This is a genomic window from Rhodanobacter fulvus Jip2 (assembly GCF_000264315.1).
GTDB classification, from domain to species: Bacteria; Pseudomonadota; Gammaproteobacteria; order Xanthomonadales; family Rhodanobacteraceae; genus Rhodanobacter; species Rhodanobacter fulvus.
Window position 1 is genome coordinate 49,786 of sequence record NZ_AJXU01000054.1, and the last position, 11,583, is coordinate 61,368.

7 protein-coding genes and 2 tRNA genes are annotated in these 11,583 nt (G+C 62.8%); 8 read left to right on the forward strand and 1 reads right to left on the reverse strand.

What is annotated here, in order from left to right; genetic code table 11:
- Positions 1-84: 84 nt before the first annotated feature.
- The 5 genes from olsF to UU9_RS13085 all read left to right on the forward strand — a co-directional run bounded on the left by olsF (position 85) and on the right by UU9_RS13085 (position 8,752).
- Positions 85-1,809, forward strand: a complete 1,725-nt coding sequence (olsF, locus tag UU9_RS13065; protein WP_007082232.1) for a bifunctional ornithine lipid synthase OlsF — start codon at positions 85-87, stop codon at positions 1,807-1,809.
- Positions 1,810-2,054: 245 nt separating this feature from the next.
- Positions 2,055-5,321 (forward strand): TonB-dependent receptor, encoded by a 3,267-nt coding sequence (locus tag UU9_RS13070; RefSeq protein ID WP_007082233.1) that lies wholly within the window; start codon positions 2,055-2,057, stop codon positions 5,319-5,321.
- A gap of 129 nt (positions 5,322-5,450) precedes the next feature.
- Positions 5,451-6,848 carry a nucleotide 5'-monophosphate nucleosidase PpnN gene (ppnN, locus tag UU9_RS13075; RefSeq protein WP_007082234.1) on the forward strand — a complete coding sequence of 466 codons (1,398 nt, stop codon included), beginning with the start codon at positions 5,451-5,453 and terminating at the stop codon, positions 6,846-6,848.
- Positions 6,849-6,915: 67 nt separating this feature from the next.
- Positions 6,916-6,992, forward strand: a tRNA-Asn gene (locus UU9_RS13080).
- Positions 6,993-7,174: 182 nt separating this feature from the next.
- On the forward strand, positions 7,175-8,752 hold the full coding sequence (locus tag UU9_RS13085) for a GH39 family glycosyl hydrolase (RefSeq protein ID WP_007082235.1): 1,578 nt from the start codon (positions 7,175-7,177) through the stop codon (positions 8,750-8,752).
- 105 nt (positions 8,753-8,857) lie between these two features.
- Here UU9_RS13085 and UU9_RS13090 read toward each other — a convergent pair.
- A tRNA-Thr gene (locus tag UU9_RS13090) sits at positions 8,858-8,933 on the reverse strand.
- Positions 8,934-9,212: 279 nt separating this feature from the next.
- Between UU9_RS13090 and pilV the strand changes: the two genes are divergently transcribed.
- Genes pilV through UU9_RS13105 form a run of 3 tightly spaced genes read left to right on the forward strand, consistent with a single transcriptional unit; the run spans position 9,213 to position 11,580 of the window.
- Positions 9,213-9,740, forward strand: coding sequence for a type IV pilus modification protein PilV (pilV, locus tag UU9_RS17355; protein ID WP_007082236.1), 528 nt, complete (start codon positions 9,213-9,215; stop codon positions 9,738-9,740).
- Entirely contained in the window at positions 9,737-10,855 is a 1,119-nt protein-coding gene (locus UU9_RS13100) for a PilW family protein (protein ID WP_040671015.1), read from the forward strand. The genes pilV and UU9_RS13100 overlap by 4 nt, the downstream gene beginning before the upstream one ends.
- A 5-nt stretch (positions 10,856-10,860) precedes the next feature.
- Positions 10,861-11,580, forward strand: a complete 720-nt coding sequence (locus tag UU9_RS13105; protein WP_162098777.1) for a pilus assembly PilX family protein — start codon at positions 10,861-10,863, stop codon at positions 11,578-11,580.
- Positions 11,581-11,583: the final 3 nt, after the last annotated feature.

The window sequence follows — 11,583 nt, forward strand, 5'->3', positions numbered from 1 at the left end:
AGGTGAAGCGGCATTGACGCCGCACATACTCGACCTGTTGTCACAATCGTCTGACAGATTGGGGAAAACTCTCGAGGGCGCGACATGCTGAGCATTGAACAGGCGCTGGTCGAGCGGATGCCCTGGCTGGCGCAGCACCCCAGGATCCGCCGCCCGATGGCCGGGCTTTTCGGACGCCTGGCCGACGAATCCACTTTCAACCGCGTGCTTGACCAGGCCGGCGCCGCGCGCGGCTTCGACTTTGTCGATCGCACGCTCGAGCTGCTGGGAACGCACAGCCACGTCCACCCGCAGCAACGCGAGAACATTCCGGTGGACGGCCCGCTGCTGGTGGTCGCCAACCATCCGCTGGGCATGCAGGACGCGCTGGCGCTGTTGCAGCTGATCGGCTCCGTGCGTCGCGACGTGCGGGTACTGGGCAACGACTGGCTGGCCGTGGTGCCGCAACTGGGGGATCTGCTGTTGCCGGTGGATGTATTCGGCAACGGCGCCGCTTCGCGCCTGCGCGGCATTTATCGCGCGCTGGACAACGGCGAGGCCTTGATCGTGTTTCCTGCCGGCGAAGTGTCGCGCGTGCGCGCCACGGGCGTGCGTGACGGGCGCTGGTCGGATGGTTTCGCCCGATTGTCGTTGCGGCGAAAGGTGCCGGTGCTGCCGATCCATGTGACGGCGCGCAATTCCGCCGCTTTTTACGGGCTGTCGATGTTGGCCAGGCCGTTGAGCACGGCGATGCTGCCGCGCGAGGCGGTGGCCGCGGGGCAGCGGCGTATCGGTTTCCAGATCGGCGCCCTGATCGACCCCGATGAGCTGGCCTCGCGCAGCGGGAATTCGCCGGCACGCGCGGCGGTGCTGATGCGTCGGCACGTCTATCGGGTGGCGCGTGGTCGCGGGTTGATCTTCGGCGGGCAGGTGGCACTGGCGCATCCGGAGCCCGTGCAGCAGCTGGTCGACGCACTGGCTGGCGCCGAAAAACTGGGCGATCTGTCGGATGGCAAACAGGCGCTGCTGTTTACCGGTTCGTGCGACAGCGCGGTGCTGCGCGAGATCGGCCGTTTGCGCGAGCTGACCTTTCGCAAGGTGGGCGAGGGCACCGGCCAGCGCTGCGACCTGGATGCGTACGACGCCCACTACGAGCACCTGCTGCTGTGGGACCCGGCGGCGCAACGCATCGTGGGTGCTTACCGCTTCGGTCATGGCGCTCGGGTGCTGTCCGAGCACGGCATGGCCGGTTTGTACACCGCCAGCCTGTTCCAGTATTCGCCCGCGCTCGAGAGCCGCCTGAGCCAGGGGCTGGAACTGGGGCGCAGTTTCATCGCGCCGGCGTATTGGCGATCGCGGGCGCTCGATCAGCTGTGGCAGGGCATTGGCCTGTATCTGCAGCGTCATCGTGAAATCCGCTACCTGTTCGGCCCGGTCAGCATGTCGGTGAAGCTGCCGCGCGAGGCGCGCGAATGGATTGCCGTGGCGCACCAGCATTATTTCGGCGCGCCGGGCCTGGCCGCGGCGCGCCAACCGTTCGTGGTGTCGCCGCAGGTGGCCGAGCGCGTGCATCAGGCGCTGGCCGGCCTGGATCCGCAGGCGGGCCTGGGCCAGCTCAAGCATCAGCTTGATGCCCTGGGCGTCAGCCTGCCGGTGCTGTACCGCCAGTACGTGGACCTGATGGAGCCGGCTGGTGTGCAGTTTCTGGACTTTGGCGAGGACCCGGATTTCTCCGGCTGTGTCGATGGCCTGGTGATGCTGGATCTGGCGAATCTGAAGGCCTCCAAGCGGGCACGCTACCTGGGTGCTACAGCGGCCTCAATTGGCTGAATTTTATAAGTAACTGATATTCATGCACTAAGTGTGGATGTTTGGGGTGGCCTCAGGCAGCGAGGCACCTGCAAACGTTATAAAAGTGTCATACAATCTCGTTAATATTTTTTAACAACCGAGGCCGTCGGCGCATGAGGTCGGCTTCGATGATGGTCCGAAACCTGTCAGCGACGTTGCCCGTGTCGTCCCGCAGTCACCGGCAACGCCCACGAATCCATTGTGAGCCCCAAGGTCGATCAAGAATGAATAGCCCGATACGCACCAAGATCCTGCCCCTCGCCATCGCCTCCCTGCTGGCGGCGAGTGCGCCTGCCATGGCACAGGTCACCTCGTCCGCCATCAGTGGACGCGTGCTCGACAACGGCGGCCAGCCGGTGGCCGGCGCCACCGTGCAGATCGTGCATGAGCCTTCCGGCACCACGAAGATCACGACCACCGGCGCCGATGGACGCTATTCGGCGCAGGGCATGCGCGTGGGCGGCCCGTTCGATGTGACCGCATCCAAGGCCGGCCTGACCCAGGGCGAGCAGGATCAGGTGTACCTGCAACTGGGCCAGGAAAGCACGGTCAACCTCACCATGAGCGCCGAGCAGGCCAAGAGCGTTCAGGACCTTTCCGGTGTGACCGTGTCCGCCAGCGCGTTGATGCAGACCTTCACGCCGGACAACAAGGGCCTGTCGACCAATCTTTCCGAGAAACAATTGCAGGCGACGCCGCAGGCCGACCGCTCGATCTCGGACATCGCGCGCCTTGATCCGCGCATCACGGTGACCGACCAGGGCTCCGGCGCCATCTCCGCCAACGGCCAGAACACGCGTTACAACAACATCAGCGTGGACGGTGTGTCGCAAGGCGACCCGTTTGGCCTCAACGCCAACGGCCTGCCGTACCAGGGCTCGCCGATCTCGCCCGACACCATCGCCGAATACAACATCTCCACCGCGAATTTCGACACCACCTCCAACAGCGTGGGCGCCAGCATCAACGCGGTGACCAAGTCGGGCACCAATGATTTCCACGGCTCGGTCTATTACGCGTATCGCAACGCCAGCCACCTTGTGGGCGACGCCGGCTATCTGGACCGCGACGACCCGAACTACCACTACAAGGGCTACGGCATCGACACCACCAAGGGCGTGACCCTGGGCGGCCCGATCGTCAAGGACAAGCTGTTCTTCTTCGTGTCCGCCGAAAAGCAGAAGACCACCGGCGTGGGCTCCTCGTCCAATGTGGCGTACGACCCGAGCCTCGGTGATGGCCCGTCCACCGGCAACGCGGTTTCTCCGGGCGACATCGAGCGCATCCGCAACATCGCCATCGGCTACGGCCTGGATCCGGGTGACGTTGCCGGCGGCACGACCGACCTGACGGACGACCGCTACCTGGTCAAGCTGGACTGGAACATCAGCAACAACCACCGCGCCAGCTTCACCTACCAGCGCACGAAAGAGTCGTATCCGAAGGTCAACGGCAACGGCAACTCGTCCGTCGGCCTGAGCAGCTACTGGTACACCACCAACAGCCTCACCGAAAACTCGGTGATCCACCTGTTCGACGACTGGTCCGACAATTTCTCCACCGAGGCGAAGATCGGCTTCCAGCAGTTCTCGCAGTTGGCGGGCGGTGCCAAGGATCAGCCGGCCATCCAGGTGCACACCGATTCGTTCAACAGCCCGTCGGTGAACCTGGGCGAAGACCAGTTCCGCCACTACAACGAAATCAATACCAAGCGCTGGACGGCGTTTTTCGCCGGCACCTATTACGCCGGCGACCACACCATCAAGGGTGGCCTGGCATTCGAGCAGGACCAGATCTACAACCTGTTCGGCCGCACGGAGTTCGGTTCGTACGTGTTCAACAGCATCGACGATTTCGCCGCCGGTGAGGGCAACTACGACAGCTATGAGCTGTACCAGCCCGCCGGCAACCGCGGCATCGGCGACATCGCCGCCAAGTGGACCTACCGCCAGTACACGCCGTTCCTGCAGGACACCTGGCAGGTTACCGACAACCTGTCGGTGATGTACGGCGTTCGCGTCGACATCCCGTACTCGGACCACAAGCCGCCGTACAACGCCGATGCGGCTGCCGCGTTCGGTTATCCGAACAACTACGCGGTCGGTTCCAGCAATCGCGTGGTCGAACCGCGTCTGTCGTTCAACTACAACTTCGAAGGCGACCGCATGATGCAGTTGCGCGGTGGCGTGGGCCTGTTCCAGACCACACCGCCCACGGTATGGATGACCAACCCCTACCAGAACAACGGCCTTACCCTCGTTGACTACAAGTACGGCTACGGCTCGCATTGCGACGCCAAGCCGGACTTCAGTCCGGAAGCGCACAACCAGAACATCGACGACTCGGCAGGCTGCGCGGTAGCCGGCCCGGTGGATACGATTTCCAGGGACTTCCGCCTGCCTTCCGTGTGGAAGGCCGCGCTGGCGCTGGATCGCGAATTGCCGTGGTGGGGCATGATCGCCTCGGCCGAGTACCAGCACATCCAGGTGCGCAATGCGATCCTGTACAAGGCGATCAACCTGGGCACGCCCTCGGGCTACCTGCCTGACGGTCGCGAGCAGTACTGGGTCACGCCTGGCGCGACCAAGGGCCCGAACAACGGTGCCAACCCGGCGTTCTCCACCGCTTCGACGCTGCTGACCAACACCCACAAGGGCAAGGCCGACAGCTTCACCCTGTCGCTGCGCAAGCCGTTCTCGGAGAACTTCTTCGGCAACGCCAGCTTCACCCTCAGCCATTCGACCGAGGTCAATTCGGGCGGCAGCTCGCAGGCGTTCTCCAGCTACCAGTACATGCCGCGCATCAATCCGAACGGCAACGAGAACGAGATTTCCGCCTACAACATTCCGCGCAGCCTCAAGCTGTCGTTGACCTGGCAGCACAAGTTCTTCGGCGACTACAACACGCAGATCTCGGCGCTGTACCTTGGCCACGATGGCCTGCCGTACAGCTGGGTGTACAGCGGCGACGCGAACGGCGACGGCATCGCCTATTACGACCTGGCCTACATCCCGAAGCTCAACGACGCGCTTGTGGGTGCCTACGTGGACAGCAAGGGCAAGCCCGCCAGTGCCCAGCTCGTGCAGCAGTTCCAGGACTACATCACGAACAACGAATACCTCAATGCCCACCGCGGCGACGTTGCCGGGCGCAACGCCAGCCATCTGCCCTGGTCGAACGAGCTGGACATGAGCTTCGTGCAGGAGCTTCCGGGCTTCTTCAAGGGCCACAAGGGTGAGTTGCGACTGGACGTCTACAACTTCCTGAACCTGGTCAACAAGGACTGGGGCAGCGTGCCCTACATCCAGTACCAGACGCGCAACCTCGCCGGCTACAACGGCGTGGTGGACGGCAAGTACGTCTACAAGCTGCCGACCGACAAGAACGGCAACTACCAGGCAACGCCCATTGGTGTGTACGAATCCGGCCAGAACCCGACCCGCGTGGTATCGCGCTGGTCGGCCATGCTGACCCTTCGCTACACGTTCTAAGCGAACCTGTTGGTCAATCGAACAAACCGGCGTCCGCGAGGGCGCCGGTTTTTTTCGGCTTGACCCTGTCGACGCCCACGCGTGAAGCTAACGAGTCCGCCGTATCGAGACGGCATGGAGATGTAGTGCATGAATGTTGTAAACACCGGTTCCGGCAACGTCGCCACCGTCAGCGCGCGCATTTCGCCCGCGGGCGGTCTGGATATCCTGTCCCGCAACGAGGTGGTGCGCCTGCGTGGCGCCAGCGGCTCCGGGCTGCATGCGCTGTTGCGTCGTTGCGCGCTGGCCGTGCTCACCTCGGGCAGCATCAGCGACGATCCGCGCGCCATCCTGGAGCGATATCCGGATTTCGACATCCAGGTGCTGCAGCAGGATCGCGGCATCAAGATCGAGCTATCGCACGCGCCGGCGCAGGCGTTCGTGGATGGCCAGATCATTCGCGGCATCAACGAATTGCTGGTGGCCGTGGTACGCGACATCGTCTACGTGGCGACCCAACTGGAGCATGCCGACGACGGCCTCGACGCATCCGACCGGCTTACCGAGGACGTGTTCGAGATCCTGCGCAATGCGCGCATCCTCAAGCCGCATGCCGACCCCAACCTGGTGGTGTGCTGGGGCGGGCATTCGATCTCGCGCGAGGAGTACGACTACACCAAGCTGGTCGGTTACCAGCTCGGTCTGCGCGGCCTGGACATCTGCACGGGTTGCGGCCCCGGCGCCATGAAGGGGCCGATGAAGGGCGCGACCATCGCGCACGCCAAGCAGCGCCATCGACACAACCGCTATATCGGACTGACCGAGCCGGGCATCATCGCCGCCGAGTCGCCCAACCCGATCGTCAACCACCTGGTGATCATGCCCGACATCGAGAAGCGCCTCGAAGCCTTCGTGCGCATCGGCCACGGCATCATCGTGTTTCCCGGCGGCGTCGGCACCGCCGAGGAGATCCTCTACCTGCTCGGCATCCTGCTGCATCCGGACAACGCCGATACGCCGTTCCCGCTGATCTTTACCGGGCCGAAAGAATCGGCGGCGTACTTCGAGCAGATCGATCGATTCCTGCGCCTGACCCTGGGCGATGACGTGGCCAGGCGTTACCAGATCATCGTCGACGACCCGGCGACGGTCGCGCGGGCGATGGTCAAGGGCGTGGAAAAGGTCCGCCACCACCGGCTGGATACCAAGGACGCCTTTTTCTTCAACTGGGCGCTGCAAGTGCCGTATGCGTTCCAGTTGCCGTTCCAGCCGGACCACGCGTCGATGCGGGCGCTGCAGCTCCGGCACGGCCGTCCCCGCCACGAACTGGCTGCCGACCTGCGCCGCGCGTTTTCCGGCATCGTCGCCGGCAACGTCAAGGAGGAGGGCGTGCGCGCGATCGAGCAGCATGGCCCGTTCGATATCGACGGCGACAGCGACATCATGCAGGCCCTGGACAAGCTGCTGCAGGCCTTCGTGGAGCAGCAACGCATGAAGCTGCCCGGCGGCGCGGCATACGTGCCGTGCTACCGGGTGTGCATGCCATGAAAAGGTTCCATAGTTGCTCCCGATGGGTTGACAGCTGAGCGCACGAACTACAAACTACGCAGCTCCCGCCCGAATAGCTCAGCTGGTTAGAGCACTTGACTGTTAATCAGGGGGTCGTTGGTTCGAGTCCAACTTCGGGCGCCAAAATTCAAGCAAAGGGCCGCGAGTGATCGCGGCCCTTTTGCGTGGGCGGTACCGGTGGTTTGTCCCTCGGTGCGTCGGCTCGGTCGGGGTACGAAAGCCCTTGCGCCCGGTTCGCGGCAGCTGGTGAAAATCGTAACGGCCACTGCCGGAAATCGCTGGCCCGGGTTTGCTTTACTGGCGCCATGAACATGCCGACTTTCCGCCGTTCCATCGCCGCCTGCAGCCTGGTCATGCTTCTGGCCTGCCTGGCGCCCGTCGTCTACGCCGCGCAGGGGGTACGACACATCGACATCGATGTGCAGGGGAAGACCTCGCCGCTGGATCGCTTCTTCAACTTCTCCATCGGCTCCGATTACCCCGGCACGCTGATGCGCGACGACAGCCTCGCGCAGCTGCAAACGGCAAGGATGGAACTGGGCTTTCGCTACATCCGTTTCCACGCCATCTTCCACGACGTGCTCGGCACCTACCGCGAGGTCGACGGCAAGCCGGTCTACGACTGGACCGGCATCGACCGGCTCTACGACCGGCTGCTCGCGATGGGCATCCGCCCGTTCGTGGAGCTGGGCTTTACGCCGGAGGCGATGCGGACCTCGGATCAGCACATTTTCTACTGGAAGGGCAACACTTCCCATCCGGTGCTTTCGAAGTGGAGCGCGCTGGTGACCGCGTTCGTGCGTCACCTGGAGCAGCGCTACGGCCAGCAGGAAATCCGGCGCTGGTATTTCGAGGTCTGGAACGAGCCAAACCTGAGCGGCTTCTGGGAAGACGCCGATCAAAAGGCCTACTTCGACCTGTTCGACGCCACCGTGCGCCACATCAAGCAGGTCGATCCGCAATTGAAAGTGGGCGGCCCGGCCACGGCGGGCGCGGCCTGGGTGCCCGAGTTGATCGAGCACGCCACGCAGGTCGGCGTGCCGATCGACTTCATCTCCACGCACACCTATGGCGTCGACGGCGGCTTCCTCGACGAGCACGGCCAGAGCGACACCAAACTCTCGCCGTCACCGGATGCGATCGTCGGCGACGTGCGCCGCGTGCGCCAGCAGATCGAGCAATCCTCCATGCCCGGCCTGCCGCTGTACTTCACCGAGTGGAGCAGCAGCTATACGCCGCGCGATCCCGTGCATGATTCGTACGTCAGCGCCGCCTACATCCTCGGCAAGCTCAAGGCGTCGGAAGGTTTGGCGCAGGGCATGAGTTACTGGACCTTCAGCGACCTGTTCGAGGAGCCCGGCCCGCCCACGGCACCGTTCCAGGGTGGCTTCGGCCTGATGAATCCGCAGGGCATCCGCAAGCCGGCCTGGTTCGCCTACAAGTATCTGAACCGGCTCGGCGCAAGCCAGCTGAAAACCGCCGACGCGCAGAGTTACGTGACGTGGGACGACGGCGTGCTCAAGGCGCTGGTCTGGGATTTCGTGCAGCCAAGGCAGGACAAGAGCAACCGTCCGTTCTACACGAAGGTGTTTCCGTCCCGGCAGGATGGCTCCGTCACGCTCGACCTGAAACATCTGCCGCCGGGCACCTACCAAGCCGCGGTTTACCGCACGGGCTACGACGCCAACGACGCGTACACCGCCTACCTGCGCATGGGTTCCCCGGCGTCACTGACGCCGGACCAGTTGCGGCAATTGCAGGCGGCAACCACCGACCGGCCCGGGATTCTCGCGGTGACGGTCGGCGTCGACGGAAAGGCAAGCGTGCCTCTTCCGATGCGAACCAATGATGTCGTGCTGGTGGAGATCCGGCCGAGCCCCTGAGCGCGAGGCCGGGTCTGGCCGGCTTCACCCCGGCGGCGAGACTCGCCGACACAAGAAAGCCCCGGAAAACTCGCGCTTTCCGGGGCTTCGGGTCTTGCAGAAAACTGGTGCCGGAAAGAGGAGTCGAACCTCCGACCTACGCATTACGAATGCGCCGCTCTACCAACTGAGCTATTCCGGCAGTGAGCCGCGAATTTTACGGGGCGGGAGGTGGTTGGCGCAAGCTGTGTGGCGGATGGGCATCCCGCAGGGCGCGCCCCGCAAGCGCCGGCCAGCAAGTTTTCCCCCGCCACATCCTTGCTGCCAGGCATTCCCGTATCCACGCGCACCGGACCACGGTCACGTTTTCACACGGCCCGGACACCGCTCATCGGGCCGTTGCTACCGCTTGTCGGGAGATGGCTGGCCGACGGCCGTGGAATGGCTACATTGCACGAAGGGGTATCAGGGAGAATTTTCCATGCAAGTCTTGTCGCGTCAGCGAGGCGTCTCGCTGATCGAGGTGCTGGTCGCCATCGTTATCTTCAGCGTTGGCGTATTGGGCTTGGCGTTGATGCAGGTCAAGGGCGCGCAATTTACCAAAGAGGCTGGCTCGCGCAGCAACATCATCGTGCAGGTAAGAAGCCTGATCGACGCGATGCGCGCGAACCCGGCAGCTGCAACGATGCCGATAAAGGCCGCGAACCCCGCCTCTCCGAGTTCAAGCGATTGTCCTTATTGTTACGCGGGGACAGAAGAACTGGTGAGTACCTGCACAACCGATTGCGACCTGGATGGCGCGGCAAAGCGCGATCTTATCGATTGGGTCAAGCGGGTGAAGAGCGCTGCGCCCTCTGCTGTCGGAACGAATGCCCCGGTCGCCACCGTGTCATGGGATACCAGCCTGGGCATGTATGTCATAACTGCGAATTGGTCCGGCGGTGCGATGGACGGAAAGCAAGCGAAGGTCAGCGACAATCTTTCCTACACATTGAACTATCTGCCATGAGCGCACATGCACGGCACGTTTCGCGCAGTAGGCAGATAGGTGTATCGCTTATCGAATTGATGGTGGCAATGTTGCTTGGCGCGATTGTCGTCGCAGGGTTGATACAGATTTTGACGGCGAATCGGAAGGCTTACCAATTGCAGGAAAGCAACAATTTCCAACAGCAGAACCTTCGGTTTGCGACTGATCGCATCGATTGGTCAATCCGTATGGCCGATTTCTGGGGCGGCCTGAGGGCCGCCGACGTCACCGGCCTGCTCGGGGACGGCGGCGGCGCTACGGGATGCGATGACACTTGGCTTGTCGCCGGCAAGCCAGGTAGCGGTGCAGGTGGTTTGTACGGCTACGACGGTGCGGCGGTATTCCCTATAGCAAGTTGTGCGCTCGTGCCGAATAGCGACTATGTCCCGGGGACGGATGTTCTCGTTGTCCGCTATGCGGATACCGATCCATGCGCAGTACCTGATGGGAATACGGCCGCTCTGTCTGCGACCACATTGAGCACGTGCCTGCCTTCGTCGTCGTATTTCCTGGCGGCCAGCGTCGGGCAGGGCGCTCAGTTGTTCAAACTCGCAGACAGCATCCCACTGACGGGCGATACGCAGCGATATGTCTATCCCTATCGCGTGGAGGCCTATTACCTACAGCCGTGCAGCGACCGCCCAGCTGCTGGTTGCAATGCAATGAGCGACGGAGGCACGCCGCGCCCGACGCTCATGCGACTTCGGCTTACCGAGAGCGGTCTGGTTCGCGAACCGTTGGTGGAAGGGATTGAGCAACTTCAGCTCGAGTACGGCGTTTCCACCGACGGTACTCATGTCAATCAGTTCAAGAACGCAACCAAGGTAACCGCTGCTGAGTGGCCGACAGTGCTTGCGGTGCGAGTGACTTTATTGGCTCGTAGCCCGGATCGTGACGTTTCCGTTTCTCACGCGGGTACGTTCAAGGTCAGCGAAAAATGCAGTTACACCATTTCCAACGCAGGAGCCGTCACGCTGGCCACGACGGACAGCGATTGCACTGGCTTCAGTCTCGGTGGCTTGGCGCGGCCGAACCAATTTTCGCGCAGCATGCAGCAGCAAATCGTACAAATTCGCAATCGTGTGAGGGGATGAACGCCATGCATAGGGCCACCCGAGCAGGTGTCAGGCATCCATCCGCCACGCGACAGCAGGGCGTCGCATTGTTTGTTGGTCTGGTATTTCTGGTCATTCTCTCGCTCGTGGCTGTCGTTGCCATGCGGGGAACGCTGCTGGAAATGCGCATGGTCAACAACGTTGCCGCGCACGAGCGTGCTTTCGAAGTTTCAGAGTCGATGAGGGCGGTGCCCACCGCGCTGTTCGAAGACAACACCTTCAACCGGGGTTGGCCAACGACAACCATGGGTGGGAGTGTTCCCGATACGCAGTTCGGTACGTTTCCGGTCTGCAAATCCGATGGTGACAAGGTCGGCAAAAACGGTATCAGTTGCGACGTCTTGGGCAATGTTGACGTTCGTGACGCCACTACCGGGGGCTTGCTGAATTTGTATGAAGCGCAGTACTTCACCGGTGAGAAGGCCTACGACCCCTCGACCTGGATGAAAAGCGATCCCGATGTCACCGTCGCGGTTTGCAATGATTCCGGGTGTTCGAGTGGTGGCAGCGCGCGCCTGTGGATCCGCCCGGATGGAAGCATTCTGGAGGCGGGTTCAGGTGCGGCACAGGCGGCCGGCTATCGGGGCCTGGGCAACGGTGCAGCCAACGGCAGTGCCTCCAAATATTTTGAAATACTCAGCGAGGGCACCGCCAATTCGGCGAGGGCGCTCACGCTTTCCCAGTATCGTCAGAGCATTAACTGACGT

Excerpts from the sequence above, each read along its gene's own strand:
- pilV (WP_007082236.1), top strand. The coding sequence starts at position 9,213 with ATGCAAGTCTTGTCGCGTCAGCGAGGCGTCTCGCTGATCGAGGTGCTG.
- UU9_RS13100 (WP_040671015.1), top strand. The coding sequence starts at position 9,737 with ATGAGCGCACATGCACGGCACGTTTCGCGCAGTAGGCAGATAGGTGTA.
- olsF (WP_007082232.1), top strand. The coding sequence starts at position 85 with ATGCTGAGCATTGAACAGGCGCTGGTCGAGCGGATGCCCTGGCTGGCG.
- UU9_RS13070 (WP_007082233.1), top strand. The coding sequence starts at position 2,055 with ATGAATAGCCCGATACGCACCAAGATCCTGCCCCTCGCCATCGCCTCC.
- UU9_RS13085 (WP_007082235.1), top strand. The coding sequence starts at position 7,175 with ATGAACATGCCGACTTTCCGCCGTTCCATCGCCGCCTGCAGCCTGGTC.
- UU9_RS13105 (WP_162098777.1), top strand. The coding sequence starts at position 10,861 with ATGCATAGGGCCACCCGAGCAGGTGTCAGGCATCCATCCGCCACGCGA.
- ppnN (WP_007082234.1), top strand. The coding sequence starts at position 5,451 with ATGAATGTTGTAAACACCGGTTCCGGCAACGTCGCCACCGTCAGCGCG.